Source organism: Bradyrhizobium canariense (assembly GCF_018130465.1).
In the GTDB taxonomy this organism is placed as follows: Bacteria; Pseudomonadota; Alphaproteobacteria; order Rhizobiales; family Xanthobacteraceae; genus Bradyrhizobium; species Bradyrhizobium canariense_C.
This window is the reverse complement of the sequence record NZ_JAFCKJ010000016.1, coordinates 93,346-118,081: the sequence shown is the minus strand read 5'-3', so window position 1 is coordinate 118,081 and position 24,736 is coordinate 93,346. Positions and strand designations below refer to the sequence as shown.

Annotated in this window: 26 protein-coding genes and 1 pseudogene; 11 read left to right on the top strand and 16 right to left on the bottom strand. The window is 64.1% G+C overall.

Going from position 1 to position 24,736, the window contains the following annotated elements:
• Positions 1-19: 19 nt before the first annotated feature.
• Complete coding sequence (locus JQ591_RS30995; RefSeq protein ID WP_211399764.1) at positions 20-1,108, top strand: TRAP transporter substrate-binding protein; 1,089 nt, start codon at positions 20-22, stop codon at positions 1,106-1,108.
• A 75-nt stretch (positions 1,109-1,183) separates the two neighbouring features.
• Here JQ591_RS30995 and JQ591_RS30990 read toward each other — a convergent pair whose 3' ends face one another.
• The 5 genes and pseudogenes from JQ591_RS30990 to JQ591_RS30970 form a co-directional block, all read right to left on the bottom strand.
• Positions 1,184-2,839, bottom strand: a complete 1,656-nt coding sequence (locus JQ591_RS30990; protein WP_211399763.1) for a TRAP transporter large permease — start codon at positions 2,837-2,839, stop codon at positions 1,184-1,186.
• 28 nt (positions 2,840-2,867) lie between these two features.
• Positions 2,868-3,449 carry a TRAP transporter small permease subunit gene (locus tag JQ591_RS30985; RefSeq protein WP_211399762.1) on the bottom strand — a complete coding sequence of 194 codons (582 nt, stop codon included), beginning with the start codon at positions 3,447-3,449 and terminating at the stop codon, positions 2,868-2,870.
• Between the two features lie 169 nt (positions 3,450-3,618).
• Positions 3,619-4,653: a GTP 3',8-cyclase MoaA gene (gene moaA, locus JQ591_RS30980; protein ID WP_211399761.1), complete on the bottom strand. Its 1,035-nt coding sequence runs from the start codon at positions 4,651-4,653 to the stop codon at positions 3,619-3,621.
• Between the two features lie 108 nt (positions 4,654-4,761).
• Positions 4,762-5,249, bottom strand: a pseudogene (locus JQ591_RS30975) (hypothetical protein).
• 138 nt (positions 5,250-5,387) lie between these two features.
• A complete protein-coding gene (locus JQ591_RS30970) occupies positions 5,388-6,077 on the bottom strand; it encodes an HAD family hydrolase (RefSeq protein ID WP_211399760.1) in 690 nt (229 codons plus the stop codon).
• A gap of 176 nt (positions 6,078-6,253) precedes the next feature.
• Here JQ591_RS30970 and rpiA point away from each other — a divergent pair, with 176 nt between their 5' ends.
• Genes rpiA through gor form a run of 3 tightly spaced genes read left to right on the top strand, consistent with a single transcriptional unit; the run spans position 6,254 to position 8,932 of the window.
• The gene (gene rpiA, locus JQ591_RS30965) at positions 6,254-6,973 is read left to right on the top strand and encodes a ribose-5-phosphate isomerase RpiA (protein WP_211399759.1); all 720 of its coding nucleotides are present in this window, start codon (positions 6,254-6,256) and stop codon (positions 6,971-6,973) included.
• Entirely contained in the window at positions 6,970-7,488 is a 519-nt protein-coding gene (locus JQ591_RS30960) for a DUF2059 domain-containing protein (RefSeq protein WP_211399758.1), read from the top strand. Before rpiA ends, JQ591_RS30960 begins: the two co-directional genes overlap by 4 nt.
• A 55-nt stretch (positions 7,489-7,543) precedes the next feature.
• Positions 7,544-8,932: a glutathione-disulfide reductase gene (gene gor / locus JQ591_RS30955; RefSeq protein ID WP_211399757.1), complete on the top strand. Its 1,389-nt coding sequence runs from the start codon at positions 7,544-7,546 to the stop codon at positions 8,930-8,932.
• A gap of 208 nt (positions 8,933-9,140) precedes the next feature.
• Here gor and JQ591_RS30950 read toward each other — a convergent pair whose 3' ends face one another.
• Positions 9,141-10,148, bottom strand: coding sequence for an alpha/beta fold hydrolase (locus JQ591_RS30950; RefSeq protein ID WP_211399756.1), 1,008 nt, complete (start codon positions 10,146-10,148; stop codon positions 9,141-9,143).
• 373 nt (positions 10,149-10,521) lie between these two features.
• On the opposite strand from JQ591_RS30950, the gene JQ591_RS35705 reads away from it, so the two are divergent.
• On the top strand, positions 10,522-10,971 hold the full coding sequence (locus JQ591_RS35705) for a hypothetical protein (protein WP_349630420.1): 450 nt from the start codon (positions 10,522-10,524) through the stop codon (positions 10,969-10,971).
• 41 nt (positions 10,972-11,012) lie between these two features.
• On the top strand, positions 11,013-11,216 hold the full coding sequence (locus JQ591_RS30940) for a hypothetical protein (protein ID WP_211399755.1): 204 nt from the start codon (positions 11,013-11,015) through the stop codon (positions 11,214-11,216).
• A 20-nt stretch (positions 11,217-11,236) separates the two neighbouring features.
• Here JQ591_RS30940 and JQ591_RS30935 read toward each other — a convergent pair whose 3' ends face one another.
• The 8 genes from JQ591_RS30935 to JQ591_RS30900 all read right to left on the bottom strand — a co-directional run bounded on the left by JQ591_RS30935 (position 11,237) and on the right by JQ591_RS30900 (position 19,721).
• A complete protein-coding gene (locus JQ591_RS30935; RefSeq protein ID WP_211399754.1) occupies positions 11,237-12,376 on the bottom strand; it encodes a hypothetical protein in 1,140 nt (379 codons plus the stop codon).
• 338 nt (positions 12,377-12,714) lie between these two features.
• Positions 12,715-12,900, bottom strand: a complete 186-nt coding sequence (locus JQ591_RS30930; RefSeq protein WP_211399753.1) for a hypothetical protein — start codon at positions 12,898-12,900, stop codon at positions 12,715-12,717.
• 63 nt (positions 12,901-12,963) lie between these two features.
• Positions 12,964-14,190, bottom strand: coding sequence for a carboxylate-amine ligase (locus JQ591_RS30925; RefSeq protein ID WP_211399752.1), 1,227 nt, complete (start codon positions 14,188-14,190; stop codon positions 12,964-12,966).
• Positions 14,191-14,211: 21 nt separating this feature from the next.
• Positions 14,212-15,039: a class II glutamine amidotransferase gene (locus tag JQ591_RS30920; protein WP_211399751.1), complete on the bottom strand. Its 828-nt coding sequence runs from the start codon at positions 15,037-15,039 to the stop codon at positions 14,212-14,214.
• Positions 15,040-15,131: 92 nt separating this feature from the next.
• On the bottom strand, positions 15,132-15,758 hold the full coding sequence (locus JQ591_RS30915; RefSeq protein WP_211399750.1) for an FMN-binding negative transcriptional regulator: 627 nt from the start codon (positions 15,756-15,758) through the stop codon (positions 15,132-15,134).
• A 73-nt stretch (positions 15,759-15,831) separates the two neighbouring features.
• Positions 15,832-17,298 (bottom strand): PLP-dependent aminotransferase family protein, encoded by a 1,467-nt coding sequence (locus tag JQ591_RS30910; protein WP_211399749.1) that lies wholly within the window; start codon positions 17,296-17,298, stop codon positions 15,832-15,834.
• 50 nt (positions 17,299-17,348) lie between these two features.
• Positions 17,349-17,945 (bottom strand): redoxin domain-containing protein, encoded by a 597-nt coding sequence (locus JQ591_RS30905; protein WP_211399748.1) that lies wholly within the window; start codon positions 17,943-17,945, stop codon positions 17,349-17,351.
• A gap of 15 nt (positions 17,946-17,960) precedes the next feature.
• Positions 17,961-19,721 carry an MOSC and FAD-binding oxidoreductase domain-containing protein gene (locus JQ591_RS30900; protein ID WP_211399747.1) on the bottom strand — a complete coding sequence of 587 codons (1,761 nt, stop codon included), beginning with the start codon at positions 19,719-19,721 and terminating at the stop codon, positions 17,961-17,963.
• Positions 19,722-19,886: 165 nt separating this feature from the next.
• Here JQ591_RS30900 and JQ591_RS30895 point away from each other — a divergent pair, with 165 nt between their 5' ends.
• From JQ591_RS30895 to JQ591_RS30875, 5 genes are all read left to right on the top strand, one after another.
• Complete coding sequence (locus JQ591_RS30895; RefSeq protein ID WP_211399746.1) at positions 19,887-20,267, top strand: nuclear transport factor 2 family protein; 381 nt, start codon at positions 19,887-19,889, stop codon at positions 20,265-20,267.
• Between the two features lie 302 nt (positions 20,268-20,569).
• Entirely contained in the window at positions 20,570-21,043 is a 474-nt protein-coding gene (locus JQ591_RS30890) for a TerB family tellurite resistance protein (RefSeq protein ID WP_211399745.1), read from the top strand.
• Positions 21,044-21,045: 2 nt separating this feature from the next.
• Entirely contained in the window at positions 21,046-21,408 is a 363-nt protein-coding gene (locus JQ591_RS30885) for a hypothetical protein (RefSeq protein WP_211399744.1), read from the top strand.
• Entirely contained in the window at positions 21,405-22,043 is a 639-nt protein-coding gene (locus JQ591_RS30880; RefSeq protein WP_211399743.1) for a TerC family protein, read from the top strand. Before JQ591_RS30885 ends, JQ591_RS30880 begins: the two co-directional genes overlap by 4 nt.
• 33 nt (positions 22,044-22,076) lie before the next feature.
• The gene (locus JQ591_RS30875; protein WP_211399742.1) at positions 22,077-22,661 is read left to right on the top strand and encodes a TIGR00645 family protein; all 585 of its coding nucleotides are present in this window, start codon (positions 22,077-22,079) and stop codon (positions 22,659-22,661) included.
• Positions 22,662-22,690: 29 nt separating this feature from the next.
• Here JQ591_RS30875 and JQ591_RS30870 read toward each other — a convergent pair whose 3' ends face one another.
• Both JQ591_RS30870 and JQ591_RS30865 read right to left on the bottom strand, forming a co-directional pair.
• Positions 22,691-23,638: an AraC family transcriptional regulator gene (locus JQ591_RS30870; RefSeq protein WP_211399741.1), complete on the bottom strand. Its 948-nt coding sequence runs from the start codon at positions 23,636-23,638 to the stop codon at positions 22,691-22,693.
• A 93-nt stretch (positions 23,639-23,731) separates the two neighbouring features.
• Entirely contained in the window at positions 23,732-24,670 is a 939-nt protein-coding gene (locus JQ591_RS30865; protein ID WP_211399740.1) for a LysR family transcriptional regulator, read from the bottom strand.
• Positions 24,671-24,736: the final 66 nt, after the last annotated feature.

Here is a 24,736-nt window from a genome sequence, read left to right as displayed (position 1 = left end):
TCCATCAGGGTAGGAAATCATGAAAAGAAGAGACTTCATCAAAGTCACCGGACTTGGTGCGGCGGGTGCCGCGACGCTCGCCGCTCCAGCGATCGCGCAGACGATGCCCGAGATCAAATGGCGCATGCCGACGAGCTGGCCGAAATCACTCGATACGCTCTATGGCGGCGCCGAGATGATGGCCAAGATGGTCGCGGAAGCGACCGACAACAAATTCCAGATTCAGACATTTGCCGGCGGCGAGATCGTGCCGGGCCTTCAGGTGCTCGATGCCGTGCAGAACGGCACCTGCGAAATCGGCCACACCGCGTCCTACTATTATTTCGGCAAGGACCCGACCTTCACCTTCGGATCGTCGGTGCCATTCGGACCGAACATGCGCATCAACCAAGCCTGGTACACGCTCGGCGGCGGCAGGGACATCCTCAACGAGTTCTACAAGAAGTACAACGTCGTCTCGCTGCTTGCCGGCAACACCGGCTGTCAGATGGGTGGCTGGTTCCGCAAGGAGGTCAAGACGCCTCAGGACTTCAGCGGGCTGAAATTCCGCATCGGCGGCTTCGCAGGAAAGGTGATGGCCAAACTCGGCGCGGTGCCGCAGCAGATCGCCGGAGGGGACATCTATCCGGCGCTGGAGAAGGGCACCATCGACGCCGCCGAATGGGTCGGACCGTATGACGACGAGAAGCTCGGCTTCGTCAAGGTTGCGCCGCATTATTACTTCCCGGGCTGGTGGGAAGGCGGGCCCATGCTTCTCGCCTTCGTCAACCAGGACAAGTGGAATGCGCTGCCGAAGCACTATCAGAGCATTCTCGAGCAGGCGGGGCACTACGCCAACAACTGGATGATGGCGAAATATGACCAGGCCAATCCTCAGGCGTTGCGGCGCCTGCTCGCGGCCGGCGCCAAGCTGCATCCGTTCTCGCCGGAGGTCATGCAGGCCTGCTTCAAGGCGGCAAAGGAGCTGCACACCGAAGTCTCGGCCAGCAACGCGGACTTCAAGAAGGTCTACGAATCGCTGACCGCGTTCTCGAACAACGGATATCAGTGGTTCCAGGTCGCCGAAGTCGGCTATGACAACTTCATGGCGCGCAACTCGCAGAGCTGATCGCGGAGCGCGATCGGCCAAACGAAAAAACCCGGAGCGAAAGCTCCGGGTTCTTTTTTGCGGGCGGGCCGGGCGCTATTGCTTCGGCTGGCCGAAGTCGAGCGGCGGCAGATCGATCTGGGGAATCTCGATCTTGATGCTGTTGGGGTCGACCGTGGACTGCACGCCCTTGTAGTGCATCACCATCGACGGGAACATGATCACGAGCAGCACCATGACGAGCTGGATGACCACGAACGGCACCGCGCCCCAATAGATCTGTCCCGTCGTGACCGGCTCCATGCGTTTGCCGGTGACACGATCGGTATAACGTTCCTTTGGCGCGACCGAGCGCAAATAGAACAGCGCAAATCCGAACGGCGGATGCATGAACGACGTCTGCATGTTGACGCCGAGGATGACGCCGAACCAGATCAGGTCGATGCCGAGATGCTCCGCCGCGGGCCCGAGCAGCGGGATCACGATGAAGGCGAGTTCGAAGAAATCGAGGAAGAACGCCAGCACGAACACGAAGGCGTTGACGAAGATCAGGAAGCCGATCTGGCCGCCGGGCAGGGAGGTCAGCAGGTGCTCGACCCAGACGTGGCCGCTGACGCCGTAGAAGGTGAGCGAGAATACGCGTGCCCCGACCAGGATAAAGACGACGAAGGCGGAGAGCTTTGCCGTCGATTCGGTCGCCTGACGAACGAGGTCCCAGGTCAGCCGCCGTTTCATGGCGCCGAGAATGAGGGCGCCGGCCGCGCCCATCGCGCCGCCTTCGGTGGGCGTCGCGACACCGATGAAGATCGTGCCCAGCACCAGGAAGATCAGGAACAGCGGCGGCACCATGACGAAGGTGGTCTGTTGCGCCATCTTCGAGAGGAAACGGAAGCCCGTCAGCTTGTCGATGGCCCAGTTCGCGACGGCGACGAAGAACGCGAAGAGGATGCCGAAGAACATGCTGAGCACGACGAAGTCGGCGCCGTGGGTCTCCGAATTCCGCATCATGAACCAGCCGAACACGCAGCTGGCCAGGAACAGCACGCCGAGCGATCTGAGGCCGCGGTCGCCGCTCTCCTCGCGAAAGCCGATGGCCTCCTTCGGCAGGCCCGGGGCGGCGTTCGGGAAAATCAGGGTCACAAGGAACGCGTAGCCTGCATAGAGGCCTGCGAGCACCAGGCCCGGAATGAACGCGCCCTCGTACATGTCGCCGACCGACTTGCCGAGCTGGTCGGCCATCACGATCAGGACGAGCGAGGGCGGAATGATCTGCGCCAGCGTGCCGGAGGCCGCGATGATGCCGGTCGCCATGCGACGGTCATAGCCGTAGCGCAGCATGATCGGCAGCGAGATCAGGCCCATCGAGATCACCGACGCCGCCACGACGCCGGTCGTCGCCGCAAGCAGGGCGCCGACGAACACCACGGCGTAGGCGAGGCCGCCGCGGATGGTACCGAACAACTGGCCGATGGTGTCGAGCAGATCCTCGGCCATGCCGGAGCGCTCGAGCACCAGTCCCATGAAGGTGAAGAAGGGAATGGCGAGCAGCGTGTCGTTGTTCATGACTCCATAGACGCGCTCCGGCAGGGCCTGGAGAAAGTCCGGGTGGAATTGCCCGAGCTCAACGCCGATGATGGCGAAGAAGAGGCCGACGGCGCCGAGCGAAAATGCCGCCGGATAGCCGAGCAGCAGCACGATCACCAGCGTGCCGAACATGATTGGCGCCATATTGGCGATGAGAAACGCGGTCATTGAATCCCCCTACGATGCCGCTTGGCGATCACTTCTGTTCGATCGCTTCAACGAGGTGCTCGACTTCGGCCTCCAGCGCCGAAATCTGCGACTCGTGGGGATCCGGAATCATGCCGCGCATGATGGCGATCCGCTTGATCAGTTCGGAGACGCCTTGAACAAGCAGGAGCGCGAAGCCGATCATGATGAGCGACTTGGCCGGCCATTGCGGCAGGCCGCCCGCATTGCCGGATTGCTCGTTGATCTGGAGCGAGCGCAGGAAGAACGGTACCCCGGTCACGATCATGACAACGGTCAGCGGTATCAGGAAGAAGACGTGCCCGATGATGTCGATGACGTTGCGAACCCGCTTCGGCATCATGCTGTTGAAGATGTCGATCCGGATGTGCTCGTTATCGAGCAGCGTCCAGGACGAGCACAGCAGGAACACGATGCTGAAAAGCACCCATTGCAGCTCGAGCCACGAGTTGGAGGACGTGTCCAACGTCTTTCGAATAATCGCATTCAGCGCCGAGATGACGACGGCGACCAGGATCAGCCACGCCAGACGCTTGCCGGTCCAACGTGTGAACGCGTCAATTCCATTGCTCAGCTTCAGGAGCGCTTGCAAGATTGGTCCTCCCCGATTTGCCCCGGCCGTCTTGACTGCGCCGAGTGGCGCGTTGGCTTGTCTCGCCGCGCAGGCATGAGGCTGCCGCACCAAACCAGCGAGTGTGCCGCCAGTCAATCGGAAGTTTGTTGATAGTTAAGGGGAATAAGCCGCGGCCGGCCAGCCGACGCTAGCCGCCGGTGACGCTCATATGCCGGGAGACGCTGGGGCGGTTATGGCGCCGGTCGATGATGAAGTCGTGGCCCTTGGGCTTCAGGCCAATGGCGCGGTCGATCGCATCCGCAAGCAGCGAATCGTCGCCCGATGCACGCAGAGGTTTGCGCAAATCGGAGGCATCCTCGTGGCCGAGGCAGGTGTGCAACGTTCCCGTGCAGGTGACGCGCACGCGGTTGCAGGATTCGCAGAAATTATGGGTCATCGGCGTGATGAAGCCGAGCTTGCCGCCGGTCTCGGCGACGCTGACATAGCGCGCCGGGCCGCCGGTGCTCTCGGCCAGATCCGTCAGCGTGAAGTGCTGGGTGAGGCGCGCGCGCACCAGCGACAGCGGCAGATACTGATCGATTCGTCCCGATCCGATCTCGCCCATCGGCATGACCTCGATCAGCGTCAGCCCCATGCCCTTGCCGTGGGCCCAGCGCATCAGGTCGGGAAGTTCGTCCTCGTTGAGGTTCTTCAGCGCCACGGCGTTGATCTTGACCGCGAGGCCCGCAGCGCGTGCCGCCTCGATGCCTTCCAGCACCTTGTCGATCTCGCCCCACCGGGTGATCTCGCGAAACTTTTGCGGGTCGAGCGTGTCGAGCGAGACGTTGATGCGGCGGACGCCGCAATCGGCGAGCTCGCTTGCGTATTTCGCAAGCTGGGTGCCGTTGGTGGTCAGCGTCAGCTCGTTCAACGCGCCGCTCGAAAGATGCCGCGACAGCGAGCGCACCAGCGTCATCACGTTGCGGCGGACCAGCGGCTCGCCGCCGGTGAGCCGCAGCTTCTTCACGCCCTTGGCAATGAAGGCCGAGCAGAGCCGGTCGAGTTCCTCCAGCGTCAGCAGGTCCGCCTTGGGCAGGAACGTCATGTCTTCCGACATGCAGTAGAAGCAGCGCAGGTCGCAGCGGTCGGTGACGGACACCCGCAGATACGAGATGGTCCGTCCGAACGGATCGGTCATCGCGCTCGACAGCGCGTCGCGGGGGCTCGCGGAAAGTCCGTTCATACCAAATGCCTTGTCACTTGCGGCGACGGGCGCAGCTTTGCTTCAGCGGTGCTCTGAAAGCAATGTAAGCATCGGAGGCGTCAGAGACAATTGGGGGGATAACGGAGGTCAGCGCTTGCCCGCGTTCGGATCGGGGAACGGCGAGCCTGAGGCCGGTGCGGCAGCAGCAGCTGGGGCAGCGGCGGGCGCCGCCGGTTTCGGCTTCCTCGGCCGATGCGGCTTGCGGACCGGTTTTGGCGGAGTGGCCGGCTGAAGTTCCGCGAAAACCGGGTTGGGGTCAGTGGTGACCGAGGCGGGCGTAGTGAAATCGCCGGGATTCTTGATGACGTTCACCGGCACGCTCGCCGGCTGGTATTTTGGCAGCGCGAAAGTGACAGTGAAGGGGGCGTTGGGGGCGGGAACCGAGACGGAGCAGGGGGTCTTGCAGCCTGCGCCTAGTGAGGTCGTGGCGTCAGCGCCCGGGGGATTGGATTCGAGCCGGACCTGGTCGGCGGGGCCGATTTGAACATGTCCCAGGACATCGAGGAGCAGCCGGCAAGGCTCGTTGCTCCCAGGAGGCTTACCCCAGCTAACGCAATCGCGATGACACGACGCATGACCATCCACTTCTACTGCGACGAACCGCCACATCCCCGCCCAAACTTAGGAGCGTCGTTCCAAGCAAGCAATTGGCGGGCCGCGCATAGTTAGTAGATGGTTAACGCAGGCGCCTGCAAAATACCAAGCGATATCAGTTACTTGATAGGCGCCGGGGCAGTCATCAGGCTGTGGGCTGCGGCCGGCAGGTCGCGCATGTGATGGATCAGCCGGTCCGGCTTCAGTTCGGCGATCGGCACGTCTGTGTAGCCGAAGCTGACCCCGATCACGGGAACTCCGGCGCGTCGGGCCACGCCGACATCGGGTCCGGCGTCGCCGACCATGATGCTGGCTTTGACCTCGCCGCCGGCCCGCGCCACCGTTTCGCGGAAAATGGTCGGATCTGGCTTCTGGACGCCAAAAGTGTCGGCGCCGCAGATCGCCGCAAAGCGCCGGCTCAGGTCGAGCTGGTCCAGCAGCCGCTTCGACAGCCATTCCAGCTTGTTGGTGCAGACCGCCAGGCGATGGCCTTGGGCCGCAAAATGGTCGAGCGCGGCCTCCAGCCCCTCGAAGGGTCGGGATTCGACGGCGATATTGTCGGCGTAATAGGCGATGAAATCGGCCGTCAGCCGGTCCATGTCGGCGGGCGTGACGCTGCGGCCCTCGGCCTCCAGCCCCCGCTCGATCAGCTTGCGGGCGCCGGCGCCGATCATGTTGCGGGCCGAGGCCATCGGCACGGGCGGCAGCCCTTCGCGGTCGAGCACGTAATTGAGCGCGGTGATCAGGTCGGGCGCCGTATCCACAAGCGTGCCGTCGAGATCGAAGACGATGGTGTGGGAGGAGGTCATGGTCCAGCGCTACCGGCCCGGCCCCGCCCGCGCAAGGGCCGAAGCCATAAGATCACCTTATAAGATCGGCCCAGAGGCCTGTTCCCCCAGACCCTGTTCTCCGAGGGAAAACGAGGGTACACAGGCCGCCGCGAGCCTATCCGGCAGCACACTCTTAATTCAGGGGCGGGCGCATCGTGAACATGGACCAGTTGAAGCGGCAGGCTGCGGCGCGCGCCCTCGAGGAGGTGCGTGACGGCATGCAGCTCGGGCTCGGCACCGGCTCGACCGCAAAACATTTCGTCGAGCTGCTCGGCGAGCGGGTCCGCGCCGGGCTGAAAGTGATCGGTGTGCCGACCTCCGAGGCGACGCGCCTCGATGCGATGCGATGCGGCGTGCCGCTGACCACGCTGGACGAGATCGACCATCTCGACATCACCGTCGACGGCGCCGACGAGATCGATCCCGAACTCAATCTGATCAAGGGTGGCGGCGGCGCGCTTTTGCGCGAGAAAATCGTGGCGGCCGCCTCGGATCGCATGATCGTGATTGCCGACGACACCAAATGGGTGCCGACGCTCGGCCGCTTTCCGCTGCCGGTCGAGGTCATTCCGTTCGGGCTCGGCGCAACGCGTCGCGCGATCGAGAAGGCGTTTGCGGAATGCGGCGTTTCCGGGCAGATGGCGGTCCGCAAGGACAAGGACGGCCACGTTTTCGTCACCGATGGCGGCCACTGGATCGTCGATGCCCAGCTCGAAAAGATTGCGGATCCCGCGCGCCTCGCCACGGCGTTGAGCGCGATCCCCGGCGTCGTCGAGCATGGTTTGTTCATCGGCTTGGCCAGCTCGGCTGTTTTGGCGGGTGGCGAGGGAATCCGCGTGATTGAACGGCGAAAGCCGAAAGGAGACTGGGAATGAAGAGTGTTTTGAGATTCTTGCCGGCCGCGACCCTCGCTGTGGGACTGGCCTTTTGCGCGGTCCCGGCCGCGGCTCAGCAGGCAGCCCCGCCGAAATCGTCGCCTGCGGCCGTCGCGGCCGCCAAGGAGATCCTGGCGATCAAGAACGCCGGTGCGATGTACGCCAACGCCGTGCCCGGCCTGGTCGATAAGACCAAGATCGCGCTGATCCAGCAGAACCTCAACTATCAGAAGGATCTCACCGAGGTCGCCGGGGTCGTCAACCAGCAGTTGGCCGGCCGCGAAAAGGAAATCGGAGAAGGCATGGCGCAGGTCTATGCCAGCGAGTTCACCGAGCAGGAGTTGAAGGATCTCGTCACCTTCTACAAGTCGCCGCTGGGCAAGAAGCTGATCGAGGCCGAGCCGCGCGCCATCGGGCTGAGCATGGCCTTCATGAACTCCTGGGCCCAGAACTTCTCCGAGACCGTGATGGGTGCCTTCCGCGCCGAGATGCGCAAGCGTGGCAAGGAGATCTGACAGTTCCTATCTGATCAGAATCCGGATCATGTTCTGAAAGAGGTCGGAGTGGATAATGGCTGAATTCGACGTCGACCTCTTTGTCATCGGTGGTGGTTCGGGCGGCGTGCGTGCCGCCCGCATCGCAGCCGGTTACGGCGCCCGCGTCATGATCGCGGAAGAGTACCGCATGGGCGGGACCTGCGTGATCCGCGGCTGCGTGCCGAAGAAGCTGTTCGTCATCGGCTCGCATTTCCGCCATGAGATCGAGGACGCCGCCGGTTTTGGCTGGACCGTTCCGCCTGCGACCTTCGATTGGCCGACGCTGATCGCCAACAAGGACAAGGAGATCGCGCGTCTGGAGGCGGCTTACACCGCCAATGTCGAGAAGTCGGGCGCGCAGATCGTCAAGAGCCGCGCGGTGATCGAGGACAAGCACACCGTCCGCCTGCTCGAGAACGACAGGAAGATCACCGCAAGATACATTTTGATTGCCACCGGCGGCGCGCCCAATCACGGCGCTTCGATTCCCGGCATCGAGCACGTGATCTCCTCCAACGAGGCGTTTCACCTGACCAAGCTGCCGAAGCGGATCGTGATCCAGGGTGGCGGTTACATCGCGCTGGAGTTCGCCGGCATCTTCGCCGGCTTCGGCTCCGACGTCACCGTGATCTATCGCGGCGACAACATTCTTCGCGGTTTTGACGAGGATGTTCGCGCCCACGTCCGTGCCGAGATGGAGAAGCAGGGCATCACCATCCTCACTGGCTGCACGGTCGCGAAGGTCGATCGCCACGGCGAGGAATTCACCACGCATCTGTCGAACGGCTCGAGCCTTGCCTCCGACCAGGTGATGTTCGCGATCGGCCGCCATCCCGCCGTCGCCAATCTCGGCCTGGAGAAGGCCGGCGTCGCCATCAATCCGAGGAACGGCGGCATCGCAGTCGACCATTTCTCGAAGAGTTCAGTCGACAGCATCTATGCGATCGGCGACGTTACCCATCGCTTCAACCTGACGCCGGTCGCGATCCGCGAGGGCCATGCGTTCGCCGACACCGTGTTCGGCAAGCGTGAGGTGCAGGTCGATCACGCCAACATTCCGACCGCCGTGTTCTCGCAGCCGGAGGTCGGCACGGTCGGCCTCACCGAGACCGAGGCGCGTGCGCAATTCAGCCATGTCGACATTTACAAGACGACGTTCCGCCCCATCAAGGCGACGATGTCGGGCCGCGATACCCGCGTGCTGATGAAGCTCGTGGTCGACGGCTCGACCGACCGCGTGCTCGGCTGTCACATCGTCGGCGATGCCGCGGCCGAGATCACGCAGGCGGTCGCGATTGCGGTGAAGATGAAGGCGACCAAGGCGGACTTCGACGCGACGATCGCGCTGCATCCGACCGCGGCCGAAGAGCTCGTCACCATGCGCACCCCGACCGCACGCCACGTGCGCCAGGCGGCGGAATAGAGGGCCTCGCTTGCGGGGGCTCTTCACTCGGCCTCGGTAATCTTTCCCTTGCCTTTGCAGGCCTCGCATTTGACCGGATAGACTTTGCGGCCCGGCGAAGCCGGTTGCCTGGACAGGGGAAAGCCCGTCCCGCTGCATGCCGGGCAGGTCCGCTCTTTGATTTTCGTGGGCATAGTCATTCCTTTCCGACAGCTTCTGGCATTCCCAATCAGTGCAACGTTTCCGCCGCCGCCTCGTCGACTGCGGCCATCAAGTCGGCCGTATCCGATTGCTGGATCATATGACCCGCTCGCGGGACGCGGCGCATCTTGCTGTGCTTGATTTCGTCATGCAGGCGGCTGGACTGCTCGTCGATGTCGATGAGGCGATCCTCTTCGCCGGCCAGGATGAACACCGGCATGGCCAGTTCGCCGTAGGTTTTCGCCGACAGAATTGCCGCAGGGACCATTAATGCTGCCTCGGCGGCGGCGGCGCGAAGTTGCGATGGACGCACGGCCAGTGATTTCGGAAAGCCGTCGAATTTTTGAGGGACGGATTTGGGCCCGAAGAGCTGCCGCAGCATGGACGGCCACATCAGACGACTGAGGATCGGGGAAATCGTGTGGCTGAGGATATCGCCGAATCCAGGTATCGCCGGCCCGGCCATCGCCATCATCGCGTCGGTGCGGGCTGTCGGGAAATAGTATCCCGACGCCAGTATCAAGGCCTCAACCATCGAGGGGTGCTTGCTGGCCAAGGCAATCGCAACCGACGCTCCCCAGGAATGCCCGAGCACGATCGCCTTTTCGACGCCAAGGTGCGCAAGTGCATCCCTGAAGAGGTCGGCTTGGGCCGCAGGCGTCCATATGACGTTTCGGGGTCTCAGGCTGTGGCCGAAGCCCGGACGATCAAACACGATGACGCGATAGTCCTTGGCGGCGAGATCGATCAGTCCACTCGACTCGAAATCCTGGATCATGCTGCCATTGCCGTGAAGCAAGACCAGCGGGCGGCCCGATCCCCGCTCCACATAGTGCAAACGAACACCGTCGATGTCGACGAAGCGTCCCTGTGGCGGGTTCTCGCGTTGGGCCTTGTCGGCGAGCCGGCGATTGACGACAGCGGCCGCAGCCATCAAGCCGACTGTCGCGACAACGGCGGACGCCACCGGATATTCCGCGAGAGCGTGACGGGCCGTGGCCGCCAACGACGGCGAACGTTTTTTCAAAATGCGCATCTGAGACTTTCGGCTGGATGAGAGGAGTGCACCCCGTGACCCAATCTCCGTTTGTGGGGGACGGCATGCGCATCCACGGGTGCTATCGGCAGAGGCAACAGGAGAGGTAGAGATAAGTTCCAAATTCGACGGGATCGGTACGGCAGGGAGGCTGTCGTTCAAGCAATGACGATGGCGGGGTCATCGTTTATCGCGCGACACGCGAAGTGTGGTGGGGCATGGCCGCTCGCCGGATGCCAAGCAGGGTTTTCTCGGCACGGCGCTCTGGCGAATGTCGGTTGAGACACCATATTCAAGGCATCACCGGCACGCACGTGACAGGCGCTGGTGACCGAGAGACGTTACCGCGCTCCCGCCACAACAGGAGGCGCGCATGAACGTTTTGCTCTATCCCCTGCATCTTTGCCGCAAGTTCGAACGCCGCTGGAGCGGGAAAGTGGTTCAGGGCGCCGGCCAACGGCCCGCATCGCAGGCGACGGACGGCTGCACCGTGTGCGGGCGGCTCGCTGCGGCCCCGATGCACTCGACCTACCTGCCCACGGGCAAGTTCGTCCATCAGTGGCGGTGTTCTGCGTGCCGAAACTCCTGGCAGACTTCCGCCGATCCCGCGAGCAGCGCGGATATCCGGCTGAGTCGGTCCCGGCGTCTTCGGGAGAACGCCGGACACTGCCTGACCCTGGAAGGCTCCGCCCTCAGCGACGCGGCGCGCAAGCGGTACAGGCGGATGGGTGATGCCTGGCTCGCTCTCGCGGAGACGCAGGACTGGCTCGACGGCCTGACCTCGCCGATCCTGCGACCTTTGTCCCAGAATGCGCAGGCTTGATCTGCGTCGCCCCATCCCAACGCACCGCAAGGACATTTGTCATGGCCGAGAAGCGTAGTCGCATCCATCAGGAGGGTTCACTTGCCGCGCGTCTTGTGGCCGATGCACTGAGGTTGCGCGAACAGGCCTCGCTCCTGGAACCCGGTACAGAGCGAGATGCGCTCTTGAACAAGGCACACCGCAACAAGATGGCTGTCGATATCAATGCCTGTCTGACCTCTCCGGGCCGCCAGCTTCCGGAATAGACAACGCGGGCCTTCTGCGCTCAGCCGTACAGATATCCGACAGGCTTACCTTCGGTACGCAGGGGACGAACGTCCTTCTGCGTGATGATCTGACCGGCGAGGCCGTCGATCTCATCGCGCTGCGTCGGCGTCCAGCTGCGAAGGTCGTTCATGCCTTTGAGAAGGCCAAGCCGCAGCACTTGCGTGTTCTCACCGATGCTTGAGAGACTGATTGCGTTCTTGCCCGCCGTCACCACATCGCCGGCCGAAAGCTCGAAGGTCTCGCCGGCCTTGTTCCTGAACTCGGCCGTGCCGCGAATGACGCGATAGATCGCAACCTCGCCCTTAGCAAAACAGCTGGCGTCCGCGGCGGCCGACGTGCTCTTCGGCAAAAGCGACTGGCCGCGGGGGTCGGTCGCGATGATGTGGCCGGTGACGAGATGGCCGCTCGGAACCTCGATCCCGATATCGCGCACAAAGACCGGCATGGACGATTTGACCGGGCTGTCGGTGAGCGGCTTGAACAGCGCGTCCAGCGCCAAGGGGTCCTGAAGCCAGAAGCCTGCATCGACCGGGCGGTCGTGCAGAGCGTGGCTCCAGGCCACACGCGGCGTCTCGGCTTCGTTGATCTGGTCCGGACCGACGATGGTCGGGTTCGGAAAGGTCGTCGGATCGGTCACGAAGGCTTCGAGGAATTTGCCCGAATAGCCCATGGAAATCGGATCCGGCACCACCGTCTGCGGCGTCTTCAGGTTCTCTTCGGTCGACAGTCCCGACCAGGTGTAGAACAGCTGGCGATGCACGATCGCGCTTTGCAGCATCACCGCGCCGGGGCCGACATTGTAGAAGCGCCCGTCATAGTCGAAGGTGAACGCACCCGAAGTGACCAGCACCAGCTGAAAGCCGCCCGGCGGAAGGTGTAGATGGAAATCGGTCGGGCCGGTGTCCGGACGGTAGATCGGCAGATTGGTCGCGACTTCGTGCAGCAGGAAGGTTTCGTTGTTGGCGTGAAAGCCCTCGTTGGCGCGATTGTAGAGTGCTTGCGGCCGGTACGTCGCCTCGAACTTCGCGTTTCGGTCGCGATCGATCGCCACGAAATCCCGAGCGTTGAGACGAAGGGGCGCACCGTCCGGGTGGGTGAGGCCGGTGAATTTGAGATCGCCGGCGGCATGCACGTTCATGGCATTCTCCGATCTGGGCCGCTCATCCGGTCTCTCGGCGCACGCATCTTGCTGCTCCAATTCGCGGGAGAGCAGGGAATCAGGCCTGATGCTGCCTTGCGAATTTTGGGCCAGTCGAGGTGTCGCGCGGCACGCAGGCTCTCCGGCTCGCCGCCACCCGAAGAAAAATCGAGGTTGCACCTGAGGTTAGATGACACGCGTCACCAGCCTGCATGGCCATATTCGCCAAGTCTGCAAGCCTGGTGACGAGACGTGTCTTGTCTAATTTGTCGGCATTCTGGCGCGGACGTGCAGCCGCGCCGTTCAGTCAACGCCGGCGGATGGGGGTCTGAAGCCGTTCATTCGAAGGATCGACGGACGGTCCGCTCGGGCTTGCCGTACGGGCTGTCAGCCCACTTCGCCATGTCCACTGCGCGCGCGTCGATGAGCTCGCACCACAGGCAGCTGAGCTCCGCGCGACCTTTGGCCGAGAGCATCGGAATGAGTCCATGGCCGCAGCCAGCGCAACACGTGACGCGATCCATGCTTCTCTCCGCGACCTTCCGAATTCAGGAACGACATTGTTGCTCCCGAAGCTTGCGCGGGGGCTATGAGGGCGCAGTGGCGCCTGCGGCCGGGGCGCTCGTCCCCGAGATTGTCGCGTGTGCGATCCAGCGCGACACGGCGGCGATGTCCTCCCCATTGTCGCGGAAGGCGCGAAGCTGGAATTCAGCCGAGCTGCCACGCTCGACGATGGTGCGGCAGTGTTCGACCTCGTCGGCGCAGTTCAGCGCGGCCGCGTCCCCGGCGATGTCGTCAATCACACGGGAGAGCAGCTCGGAGATCGTGACCGGCCCGTCCTTGGAGGCAAAGATGCAATCGGTACCGTAGCGCTGGGCGCGCCATTTGTTCTCCACCGCGATCGCGCGTTCGACCACGGTGACCTCTTTCGACAGATGAGGTCGCAGGTAGAGATAGCGGGTCAGGCAGCGATAGAGCGAGGCAATGGCAACGGCGTCGTCGACGAAGGTGCAGGTATCGGGCGCACGCAGCTCGAGGGTCGGGTGCTTCATGGAGGGGCGCATGGCCCACCAGATGTGGCTTTCATCGGGGATCACGCCGGAGCGCTGCAACGCGCCGACATATTCGTCGTAGTCCTGCCTGCTCTCGAACAATTCGGGCAGGCCGGTGCGCGGCAGCTCGGAATAGGCGGCGAGCCGGTAGCCCTTCAGTCCGGTCTTGTGGGAATTCCAGAACGGGGAGGAGGCCGACAGGGCGATGAACAGCGGCAGATGCGGCAGCATCGCTCGCATCACCGCCATGCGCTTTTCGGGATCGGGCAACTGGACGTGCACATGCATGCCGCACATCAGGTTGCGGTGGCCGATGCTGCGCAGATCCTCGATCATCTCTTCGTAGCGCGGCTTGGGGCTCGGCTGCGACATGCGCCAGACCGCGGTCGGATGCGTGCCGCAGGCCATGATCGCGAAGCCGTATTGTGCCGCGACGTTCGCGACTTCGCGGCGCAGGAAGCGAAGCTCTTCGCGCGCGTCGGTGACGTCGACGTGAACGTTGGTGGCGACCTCGAGCTGGGACTGCAACATCTCCCGCATCGCCTGGCCGCCGGTCGACCAGTTCGCCGATTCGAACAGGGCATTTGGAGTTTCGATCGCAACGTCCAAAGTTTGCCGGTCGGCGAGGAAATATTCCTCCTCGATGCCGAACGAATATTCCGCGGCCTTGCCGCGTCCGCCGGCCGAGCGAATGACGAGGTGCTGCCTGTCCTCGGAGGAATCGAGCCGCAGCAGTTTCAAGACGTCTGAAGCAAATGTCATGGTGCCACCCGGCCAAGGTATTTACCTGCGGGCGATAATCCTTCTGGCAGGGGCGGGTTCCGCGTCGAATCCACTGGAAATTGCAAGGTCGAACGGAACAATTTTCGCGCTTTCGGACGCGCGCGCGACCAGCGCGTGATTCACAGGCACTTCCGTCCAGTCCGTTTCCTTGTCGAACGGCTCGGACACGACGATGACCTGGCCGCCGGCCTCGCGGAAATAGAGCGTGTTGGCGGCATCGTTGACCGCAACCCGGAAGGCATAGAGATCCCGGCCATTCGCGATGGCGCTGGTGAAGCGTAGCCGCTCACGAAGCTCGCCTTCCTGGACGAGGCCGACAAGGGCTCGCAGCACGCGATGCGTTGCGCCGAGCGGATCGCTATCGAGACCCGCGCCCATCATGGCGAGGAACACGGCTTCCGAATCCGTCGTGCCTGTCCGCGAGGGATAGTAGGCATCGGGGATCAGCGCCTCGACCTTGCGCCGCAGGCGATTCCAGCTTCCGACGAAGCCGTTGTGCATGAACATCCACTGGCCGCAGGCAAAGGGATGACAATTCTGCCGCGTCACCGCCGTGCCGGTGGCGGCGCGCACATGGGCGAAGAACAAATGCGAGCGCAGATGGCGGCAGAGGTAGCGGAGATTCTCGTCCGACCAGGCCGGGCGTGTTTCACGATAAAGACCAGGCTCCGGATGCTCGCCGTACCAGCCGAGACCAAAGCCGTCGCCATTCGAGCCGGCCGTCGACTGGAGCGAGCGGATGCTCTGCGCGATCAGCGAATGCTCGGGCTCGGTGACGTAGGGCTCGAAAGACGTGGTCTCGCCCCGGTATGCGATCCAGCGGCACATAGGAATCCTGTCAGGAGATGCTTGCTGAAATGTATCAACGAACCTGACAGGACGATGGTTCCCGACAGCGAATGTCGGGAACCAGGTGGCCACTACACCGGAACCGGAATCAACCGCGCAACCTCGCGATCATGCGCGTTCTCGCTCGCTGCGAGACCTTGTGCGACGCCGAGGCGGTCGGCCTCGGGACGGTTCTGACTCATCTTGCGCTTGCCCTCGAACCGCATGACGGGAATGCGCACGCCGACGATTCCGCGCAGCTGCGCCGCGATGAAATCGGCGGGGGCATCCGTAACGGCCCACGGCTTGGCGCGCGATCCTTCGTGTCTGTTCGTGAGCCGGGTCACGGCGTCGAGCAGGCGCTCGGGCTCCTGGAAGAATTCGACCGGGCCGTAGGCATGCACCGCGACATAGTTCCAGGTCGGTACGACCTTTTCGGTCTCCTGCTTGGTCGCGTACCAAGACGGTGTCACATAGGCGTCGGGACCGCTGAAGATTGCCAGCGCATCTCCGATCGGCGGCAATTTCCATTGCGGGTTGGCCTTCGCCACATGTCCGTACAGCACGCCGTGCTCGCCTTCACTCTCGTCGAGAAAGAGCGGCAGCGGCGTAGCGACCGGGCCTTCGGTGGTGGCCGTTACCAGGCTGGCGAGGCGGGCGCCGCGAATGGTCGCCCGGATGCTCTCGATGTCGTCCTTGAAGGCGGGAGGGATGTACATGGGCTATCTCCGGTGTGGTCTGGAGATAGCCGTAATCTGGTCTGTAAGAAACTGCCAGTTATCGTCCATTATATCAGACCAGTTCGGCGACGGCCTGTGCGAGAAGCCTGCAGCCGCGCTCGATCTGTGCGACCTCCAGTGCCGAATAGCCCATGACGAGGCCGACTGTCTTCCGCGGTCGGCGAGGTCCGACGAACAGTGCCGAGACGGGATAGATGCCAACGCCCTTGGCATGGGCTGCCTTGATCAAGGCGTCCTCGCGCTTCTGCGGCAGATCATCGAACCACGCCACGATGTGCAGGCCGGCGGCCGTGCCCTCGATCCGGACGCGATCCCCGAACCGGCGCCGAAGCGCGTCGAGCAGCGCCTGCTGGCGTTCGGCGTTGCGCCGGCGCACGCGCCTGACGTGGCCGTCATAGGCGCCGCTTTCGAGCATCGAAGCGAGAGCGTCCTGTTCGATCAGCGGCGTGTGCCGGTCCATGATCTGCTTGGCGGCGGCGAACAGGGATCGCAGGGCGGCGGGCACCACCAGATAGCCGATCCGCAAGGTCGGGGAGAGCGTCTTGGAGACGGTGCCGAGATAGATCACGTTGTCGCCGCCTTCCAGCGCATGCAGCGGCGGGATCGGCCTGGTGTCGTAGCGATACTCGCTGTCGTAATCGTCCTCGATCACGTACGCGTCGTTTGCCCTGGCCCAGGCGAGCAATTGGTGCCGGCGTCCGATCGGCATGACGCCGCCGAGCGGATATTGGTGCGACGGCGTGACATAGGCGAGGCGGGCTTCGATGCCGTCGAGCCGCGCTGTCTCCAGTCCATCCGCATCGACGGGGATCGGGATCGTCTCGGCGCCCGCCGCCGCAAAAGTATGCCGCGCCATCTGGTAGCCGGGATCCTCCATCACGAAGCGGTCGCCGGCGTCGAGCAGCAGGCGCGCGCAGATGTCGAGGCCCTGCTGCGAGCCGTTCACGACGACGATCTGATCGACCTCGCAGCGGACGCTGCGCGACCGCCACAGATAGCCTTGAAGCGCGGTCCGCAGCCGCAGCGCGCCGCAGGGATTGTCGTAGGCCAGCCGCTCGGGCTTGCGCGCCATCGCAGCAGTCACGGCCTTTTTCCATGCCAGCACCGGGAAATCCGACGGCGCGAGCTCGCCATATCGGAAATTCGCGACGAGCCCGCGCGGCGGCTCGGTCCACCGCGGCGGGTCCTGAAGCAGCCGCTCGCCGAAGGCCGACAGCCGCACCTTCCGCGCCGACGGCCGCGACGCTACGCGCGGACGTCCCCGCTCGACGACGGCGCCAGCCACACGCGGCCGCGCGCCATGGCGTGTTTCGATGAAGCCTTCGGCGGCGAGCTGTTCGTAGGCGATGGTGACGGTCGAGCGCGCCACGCCCATCTCGCCGGCAAGCGCGCGCGAGGACGGCAGCAGCCCGTCGATCCCGTACACCCGCGCCATGATCTGATCCCTCAGGGCTTCGTAGATCTGGCGCGCGCCCATGCGGCCGGCACGGGGAGCGGGATTGGTCTTCATCCGGATCATCCACATTCGAAGTCGGCATTCGCCCGAGCGGACGATGTCGGAATGTGGTTCTAATCCCGTTCGCCGAGAGTTTCGACGTAAGCCTTGCCGTAGGGATGAAAATGCTCCTTGCGGCCCTGGTCCCACAGCGCCCGCAGGCCGGGCGCCGCGATGTCCCAATCCGGTCGGCACTTCATGCCGACCGCCCTGAGGTCCTGGCGGAGCTCTTCGACTGTCGGGCGGCCGAAGAACCAGTAGCCGTTGTAGATCTTGTGAACGACGAGGCCGGGCTCCAGCACGATCACGTGCGGGATCATCGGATTGTGGACGGGGTCGGTGTATTCGGCGATGTCGAGATCCTTCTGAACGAGGCGTCGCGAATCCGAGAGGAAGGGCCAGTGCGCTCCGACGCCGCTGCGATATTCGCTGGTCTGGGTGATGTTGTCGGTGGTGATCGTGACCATCCGGCAATAGCCCACCTCCATTTCGCGATGCAGTTGCAGCAAGCCTTCGGCCTGGCGGCGATCCTTCGGACAAAATCCGCCGCGGCCGAGCACGAGCACCATCGGGTCGCCACCCTGCAGCTCGGAGAGCTTTCGGTGCTTGCCGGTGTGGTCGCTGAGCTCGTAATCCGGGAAGGTTGCTCCCGGCATCATGTCAGCTCGCATAAGACTCTCCCACTTTCACAGATCAATCACGACATCGCTTCGGGGCCGCGAGCAGCAGATCAGGACGTTGCCGTCCCCCGGTGCGTCGATCGGATCCGGCGCATAGCTGACCTCTCCCGCGATCAGCCCGCTCTCGCAATTGTGGCAGACGCCGGTCCGGCACGACCAGCGCACGGGAACGTCGCACGCTTCGGCCAGCTCCAGCAGGCTGGTATAGGATGGTCCCCAGCAGACATTGAGGCCGCTGCGGGCGAACGAAACCATCGGGCCGGGGCCGGGGGCGCCGACCGGCACATGTGCGGGCGTCGGCGGCGAAGCCACGATGCCGGGCGTCAGGGATGGCCTGGCGCCGAACAATTCGGTGTGGATCTGGTCGGGCGAGACGCCCCAATTTGCCAGGCCCGCCGTGAGATCGCTCATGAACGCGGACGGTCCACAGAGATAGAAGTCCGCATCGCGCGGCACGTCGAGCTTCTGGAGCAGGCGCGCATCCAGATGACCGGCGGTGTCGAAATCCGCCTCCGGGCGATCGCCCGGATCGGGTGCGCTGTAGCAGAGATGGCTGTGATGGCGAGCGAGCCGGGCCAACAGCCCGCGCGCCTCGGCGGCGAACGCATGTTCGCGGCCGTTGCGGGTGCCGTGCAGCCACCAGACGTCCCGCGTCGTCGCTTCCGCGGCGAGCGCGTGAAGCATTGCGAGCACCGGGGTGACGCCGATGCCGGCGCTCAGCAGGACGACGGGCCGGGCCCCTGGTCGTAGCGTGAAACTGCCGCGTGGTGCACCGAGCTGCACGGGAGCGCCGGGCAGCAACTCGTCGGCGATGTAGTGGCTGGCGGCGCCGCGTGCTTCGCGCTTGATGCTGATGCGATAGGACGCGTCATCGGAGCCGCTCGACAGCGAATAGCTGCGCGTCATCACTTGCGCAGCGGAAGGATCGAGCCTGATGACGACGAACTGACCGGGCAGGGCGGTCGCCACGGGATGTCCGTCGACGGGTTCGAGGATCAGCGACGTCACGTTGCCGCTTTCGGCGATCTTGCGCGCCACGCGAAACGGCCGGAATCCGCGCCAGGCCGGAGGTGGGCTCGCCGCCGGTCCAAGCCCGGCGTTTCCCGCGGCCTTGCCCTCCTTGCGCTGCTGCTCGAGCAGCGCCTCGAAGGAGCGGTGCCAACCGCGGCTCAGCGCGGGAATCCGCAGCGCGCGCTCCAGGCGTTCGCGCGGATGAGGCGGCATGTAGAGCAGTGCATTGATCTCGAACACGCTCATGCGCTCGGGCCCGGCTGCGACCTGCATGATCTCGTCACCGGCCTCGACGTCGCCTTCCTCGATGATACGAAAATAGAACCCGGGCCGGCCGTGCCTGACCAGCAGCGCAGCCATGTCGGGCTCGTCCATGCGAATGCCGAGCCGGTAGCAGGTGACGCGCGGCTGCGTCACTTCGAACAGGGCAGAGCCGATCCTGTAGCGGTCTCCGATGCACACGTTGGTGTCGGCGAGGCCCTCGACCGTGAAGTTCTCACCGAACTGGCCATGGACGAGGTTCGACCGACCCAGATGCTCCTGCCAGTATCGATAGGAATCGTCCTGATAGACGAATACGGCACGATGTTCGCCGCCATGACCGGCCGTATCGCCCTGGCCGTCGCCATCGATGTTGAGCCGGCGCACCCTGCGCGGGCCTTTGACCTGCGCCTTCCAGATGCCGGTGTGGACGGTCCGACCCTGCCAGGCGACGTCGCGGGGCAGGCCGACATTGACCGAAAGCAGACGTGCCATTGCGTGTTCCCGATCGTGATTGCGCGGCTCTGCCGTCATCCTTGCATCCGGACCAGGTTTTTGGCTCGTTAGTCGTTGTTAGACGTTGCGAGCACGCCTTGTCACCGGCTGCCTGCACGCCAATCTGAGATGGCGTAATGCAGTCGGCAAAGACGGGAGATCACGATGGATGATCAGGGCAAGCTGGCCGCGCTCCGGCGCCATTGGGACGCTTCGGACGCGAACGATTTCGAGGCCGAGCACGACATCTATCGCGAGGACGCGGTGCTCGACTATCCGCAATCCGGCGAGCGCATCCGCGGTCGCAGAAACATCCAGGAGAGCCGCTTCGTGCAGCCGAACAAGAAGCGCTTCACGGTTCGGCGAATCGTCGGCGGCAACGATCTCTGGGTGAGCGAATTCGTGCTGACCTATGACGGGGTGCCGTCTTACGTCGTGAGCATCATGGAGTTCCGCGACGGCCTGGTGGCGCACGAGACGCAGTATTTCGGCGACAGGTTCGAGCCGTCGTCCTCGCGGGCGCATCTTGTCGAGCGGGTGGGGTAACACGCTCCGTCGCAACGACGGTGCGTGTGCCAAATGGACCAACACGGAACCCGATGCGGCGGCTGGTCGCAGTCTCATCGCCTTGATTCCGACAGGCCCATCTTTATTTGTGGAAGGAACAAGAATCCGGGCCCCTCTGGCGAGGAAGCCGACGTTGTCGGCAAAACCTCGTGATGTCGGATGACCTGTCCCGCGCGAATGCGATGGATCGGCCGATCGTCGGGTCTTCTTGAGAGCCTCTCCGACTCAATCGTCCCCATCGCTGCTCCGTGCGGTCATTTCGCAAGATTAAGGGAGCTACGATGCCTGACGCCAAGCATTCAAATCCGATCGAAATCGAGATCACCGAGCCGTCCAGCCTGAACGAGCAGGCTGCGGTGGCGCTGGTGATCGTCGGCGCGCTGGTTGCCGTCGCCGACCGGCAGGTTTCGCCGGTCGAACGCGACGAGGTCGTCCGGTTTATCCGGGATCGCAAGCTGGCGCCGCACATCCCGGAGGACCGGCTCTACGCGATGTTCGACGAGCTTGCCGAACGCCTCGAGGAACCGGATTTCGCCAATGTGGTGATCGACCATCTGCGACCGGTTTCGGACCTGCCGCTGTCGTCTCACCTGATGGAACTGTCGGAGCGCGTCGCAGCGGCGGACGAGGACGTGCATCCCCATGAAGTGCAGGCGATCAAGCTGTTGCGCCTGCTGACGCTGGTGCTGCCGCGCGCAAAGCCGGTGGCGCCCGGCGCAGTGCGCGCCGAACAGCGCACAGCCGCAGTGGAGTGAGCATGAGCGCAGCTTCGGACGAGGATACGACAGGGACTGCGGGCGCTGCCGGCCAGATGGCCGGCGGCGATCCGCGCCTCGACAAGCTTGTCCGTCGCTTGCCGCCGCGCATGGGCGACACTGTCACCTATCTGCTCAAGCCGTCCAGCCGCTGGGTGAGAATCCCTTCGGGCGCGCTGCTCATTGTCGGCGGCGTGCTCTCCTTCCTGCCGGTGCTCGGCGTCTGGATGCTGCCGCTCGGCCTCGCTTTGCTCGCAGAGGACGTGTCCGCGTTGCGATCCTCGCGCGCCAAGGTCCTGGATTGGGTCGAGCGGAAGAAGCCGCAATGGCTCGATCCGTCCGCACCGAAAAATGATCAATCATGACTGAATTCATCACCACCGATGCGCTGACCGCGCTTCTTCAGGTCGTCCTGATCGACCTCGTGCTCGCCGGCGACAACGCCGTCGTCATCGGTCTTGCCGCAGCCGGCCTGCCGGCCGAGCAGCGCCGGCGTGCCATCGTCGTCGGCATCATTGCCGCCACCGCATTGCGCATCGTCTTTGCCGGCGTCGCGACCCAGCTTCTGCAAGTGATCGGCCTCTTGCTCGCCGGCGGCGTGCTGCTGCTCTGGGTCTGCTGGAAGATGTGGCGGGAGCTGCGCGAGCAGGCCGCGCATGCGAACGAGCTCGCGTTCAGCCATGGCGGCGGCGGGAGCGCTGCTCCTGCCCCGCGCAAGACCTTCAGACAGGCGGCCGTGCAGATCGTCGCCGCCGACGTCTCGATGTCGCTCGACAATGTGCTCGCGGTCGCGGGCGCCGCGCGCGAGCATCCCTACATCCTCGCCTTCGGCCTGTTATTGTCTGTCGCTCTGATGGGCGTTGCCGCCGATTTGCTCGGCCGCGTGCTCCAGAAGCAGCGCTGGATCGGTTATGTCGGCCTCGCCATCATCGTTTACGTCGCCTTCGAGATGATCTATCGCGGGTCGCTCGAGCTCGCGCCTGTGATCGCGAGTCTCTAAGGCAACGCGCCTGTCTATCATCCGGAGCGATCAATGACGTCCGAACCCAAAGCACCTTCGGTGGCGCCTGTGCCGCCTCCGCCGATCGGCCTGTTTGCGCAGGTCATCTTTGGCTCGCGGTGGCTGCAGGTACCGCTCTATGTCGGCCTCATCATCGCGCAAGCCGTCTATGTGCTGCTGTTCCTGAAGGAGCTCTGGCATCTGGTCGTCCACTCGTTCGACGCCAGCGAGCAGCAGATCATGCTGGTCGTGCTCGGGCTGATCGACGTCGTGATGATCTCAAACCTTCTGATCATGGTGATCGTCGGCGGCTACGAGACCTTCGTCTCGCGCCTGAATCTGAGCGGTCATCCGGACGAGCCGGAATGGCTCAGCCACGTCAATGCCAGCGTGCTCAAGATCAAGCTTGCGATGGCGATCATCGGCATCTCCTCGATCTCGCTGCTCAGGACCTTCATCGAGGCGGGCAATCTCGGCACGACGCGCAGCAATTTCACCGAGAGCGGCGTGATGTGGCAGGTGCTGATCCACCTGACCTTCATCGTCTCCGCGATCGGCATCGCCTGGGTCGACCGCCTCAGCGAGAGCGGCCAGCGCAAGGGAGCCGGCCACGGCTGAGCGTGGCTCTCAAAGGCCGAAGGCTGCGCTCAGGGACGCCGGCCCCGCGCCAGCGTCTCGGAGGGTGTCTCGCCGAACGCCAATCTGTAGCCGCGCGAGAAGTCACCAAGGTGCCAGAAGCCGTTGCCGAGTGCCGCGGCCTTGACGCTCATGCCGTCGCTTCCGACCATGAGCTGGATGCGGGTGGACCACAGCCGCTTGAGACGCAGATAGTGGTGCAGGCTCACGCCGTGCACCGCCTGCGTGGCGGTCTGGAGCGTGCGCACGGACACGCCAAGCGCAGAGGCGAGGTCGTCACTGTAGAGCGCCTTGCTGCCGGACCACATGACCATTTCGTCGAGGCGCGCGACCAGCTTGCGGTGCTTGGCGAACGATCCGCGTCGCGCGGCCAGCCCGCCTGCCGGCGCCAGGGCGTCGTCGAGGCAGGCGAGCAGCGTCTCCTGGATGGGTCGGTTGAGCGCCTCGAACTGCCGGGGATCGTTGCACGCCGAGGCCAGCGAGAACATCTCCAGGATGGCGGCCCGCAAGCGCGCCATCGGATCGTCCTGCGCGCGAACATAGACGAGGCCCGTGTCGAAATCCGTCCAGCCGCGATGACGCATGTCCGAGTTGAAGCGCAGCATCAGGTAAGTGTTGGGATGATGCTCGATCGCGGTTACGGGGGCTTTGCCGCGCATGACGGCAATCGTTGAACTATCGACCTCGCGGCCATTGGCTATGGAATGAAAGGTGAGGGGGACAACGAGGCCGACGCCGTTGTCCGTACCGATCTCGGCCTCAAATAGCCGCGCAAAGGAGCGTTGGAGCACCAAGAGCCCGTCCTGAAGCGGCAGGATGGCGCGCGACAGCGAGAATTCCCGCGGACGGAGCGGCGTGCTGGTGCCGAGGCCGAGCACCTCGTTGGCGCGAAATTCGCCGAAGTCCGAGAAACGCTCGATACCGAGGACTCGCGAAGGCTTCAGCCGAGCTAGCGGCATTTGGGATCCTGGCGTGAGGGATGGGCCGCAAATACAAAGGGTATCAGATGGCCGACCATCGGCCCTATCCCGGGAAACTACTGCGACGCTTGATCACGCAACTTGCGGATAGGCCGCGCTTTCCCGCCGCTCGCGCTCGCCCAATTCGCGCACCAGCTCCTGGAGGAAGGATTCCGTGTAGGCGGGCAGGGTGCGCTCGGCGCGAACGTAGATGCCGAGGTCGGACCATACCGGGCTGCCGGCATTGTCGAGCGGCAGGAAGACGAGCCGGCTGTCGCGTGACAGCCTGCCGATGCCGAGCTGGGTCTGGAAGGCGACGCCGACTCCGCGCGCGGCGAGCTCGCGCATCAGGTCGATCGAGTTGGCCTGGATGGCCGGCTCCGGCGTCTCGGAGAGCTGCGCGATCAGCGGCTGGAGCAGATGATAGATCGACAGCTCCGGCAGCGCGTGGATGACGGGAAAGGCGAGACATTGGGGCAGCGTGACCGTCTTGCGGCGCGCCAGTGGATGATCGTGCGCCACGACCGCACCAAGGCGAAACCTTTTCAAGGCGACCTGGCGCAGGTCCGGCGGATGCCGCAGCGCCATGGCGATGCCGATGTCGGCCTCGCCGCGGCTCAGAGCCTCCAGCACATCGGACGATCCCTTCACCTCGGTGGTGAAGCTGACACGCCTGGCCCGGCCGCGATGGGAGGCGATCAGGTCCGGCAGCACCGACTCCGTGAGCGACTCGATACAGGCGATGCTGACGGTGCCGTGCCACGCCCCCGACAGAGACGCGACGTCCGAGCGGAAGCGGTCGAGGTCCTGGAGCACGTTCATGACGTGCCGGGCCAGCATCTCGCCGACCGTCGTCAGCGTCAGGCCGCGCGCCGAGCGCTCGAACAACGGTGACCCAACCTCTTGTTCAAGCTTGATAATCTGGCGGCTTACGGCCGACGAGGCAACGTTCAGCACGCGTGCCGCGGCCCGGATCGAGCCGGTGCGGCGGACGGCGTGGAAGTACTGAATGGCCGGTGAGTGAAATCGCATGGGACCCCCGGCCGGACTATAGCTGTTGCCGAAACGGCATCAACATGTACGAAATTCTGTGCTTTT

Bases quoted from the DNA above. Each gene is read 5' to 3' on its own strand.
- JQ591_RS30995 (WP_211399764.1), top strand. From the start codon at position 20: ATGAAAAGAAGAGACTTCATCAAAGTCACCGGACTTGGTGCGGCGGGT.
- JQ591_RS30990 (WP_211399763.1), bottom strand. From the start codon at position 2,839: ATGACCGCGTTTCTCATCGCCAATATGGCGCCAATCATGTTCGGCACG.
- moaA (WP_211399761.1), bottom strand. From the start codon at position 4,653: ATGAACGGACTTTCCGCGAGCCCCCGCGACGCGCTGTCGAGCGCGATG.
- JQ591_RS30970 (WP_211399760.1), bottom strand. From the start codon at position 6,077: ATGACCTCCTCCCACACCATCGTCTTCGATCTCGACGGCACGCTTGTG.
- JQ591_RS30960 (WP_211399758.1), top strand. From the start codon at position 6,970: ATGAAGAGTGTTTTGAGATTCTTGCCGGCCGCGACCCTCGCTGTGGGA.
- gor (WP_211399757.1), top strand. From the start codon at position 7,544: ATGGCTGAATTCGACGTCGACCTCTTTGTCATCGGTGGTGGTTCGGGC.
- JQ591_RS30950 (WP_211399756.1), bottom strand. From the start codon at position 10,148: ATGCGCATTTTGAAAAAACGTTCGCCGTCGTTGGCGGCCACGGCCCGT.
- JQ591_RS35705 (WP_349630420.1), top strand. From the start codon at position 10,522: ATGAACGTTTTGCTCTATCCCCTGCATCTTTGCCGCAAGTTCGAACGC.
- JQ591_RS30940 (WP_211399755.1), top strand. From the start codon at position 11,013: ATGGCCGAGAAGCGTAGTCGCATCCATCAGGAGGGTTCACTTGCCGCG.
- JQ591_RS30935 (WP_211399754.1), bottom strand. From the start codon at position 12,376: ATGAACGTGCATGCCGCCGGCGATCTCAAATTCACCGGCCTCACCCAC.
- JQ591_RS30930 (WP_211399753.1), bottom strand. From the start codon at position 12,900: ATGGATCGCGTCACGTGTTGCGCTGGCTGCGGCCATGGACTCATTCCG.
- JQ591_RS30925 (WP_211399752.1), bottom strand. From the start codon at position 14,190: ATGACATTTGCTTCAGACGTCTTGAAACTGCTGCGGCTCGATTCCTCC.
- JQ591_RS30920 (WP_211399751.1), bottom strand. From the start codon at position 15,039: ATGTGCCGCTGGATCGCATACCGGGGCGAGACCACGTCTTTCGAGCCC.
- JQ591_RS30915 (WP_211399750.1), bottom strand. From the start codon at position 15,758: ATGTACATCCCTCCCGCCTTCAAGGACGACATCGAGAGCATCCGGGCG.
- JQ591_RS30910 (WP_211399749.1), bottom strand. From the start codon at position 17,298: ATGATCCGGATGAAGACCAATCCCGCTCCCCGTGCCGGCCGCATGGGC.
- JQ591_RS30905 (WP_211399748.1), bottom strand. From the start codon at position 17,945: ATGCGAGCTGACATGATGCCGGGAGCAACCTTCCCGGATTACGAGCTC.
- JQ591_RS30900 (WP_211399747.1), bottom strand. From the start codon at position 19,721: ATGGCACGTCTGCTTTCGGTCAATGTCGGCCTGCCCCGCGACGTCGCC.
- JQ591_RS30895 (WP_211399746.1), top strand. From the start codon at position 19,887: ATGGATGATCAGGGCAAGCTGGCCGCGCTCCGGCGCCATTGGGACGCT.
- JQ591_RS30890 (WP_211399745.1), top strand. From the start codon at position 20,570: ATGCCTGACGCCAAGCATTCAAATCCGATCGAAATCGAGATCACCGAG.
- JQ591_RS30885 (WP_211399744.1), top strand. From the start codon at position 21,046: ATGAGCGCAGCTTCGGACGAGGATACGACAGGGACTGCGGGCGCTGCC.
- JQ591_RS30880 (WP_211399743.1), top strand. From the start codon at position 21,405: ATGACTGAATTCATCACCACCGATGCGCTGACCGCGCTTCTTCAGGTC.
- JQ591_RS30875 (WP_211399742.1), top strand. From the start codon at position 22,077: ATGACGTCCGAACCCAAAGCACCTTCGGTGGCGCCTGTGCCGCCTCCG.
- JQ591_RS30870 (WP_211399741.1), bottom strand. From the start codon at position 23,638: ATGCCGCTAGCTCGGCTGAAGCCTTCGCGAGTCCTCGGTATCGAGCGT.
- JQ591_RS30865 (WP_211399740.1), bottom strand. From the start codon at position 24,670: ATGCGATTTCACTCACCGGCCATTCAGTACTTCCACGCCGTCCGCCGC.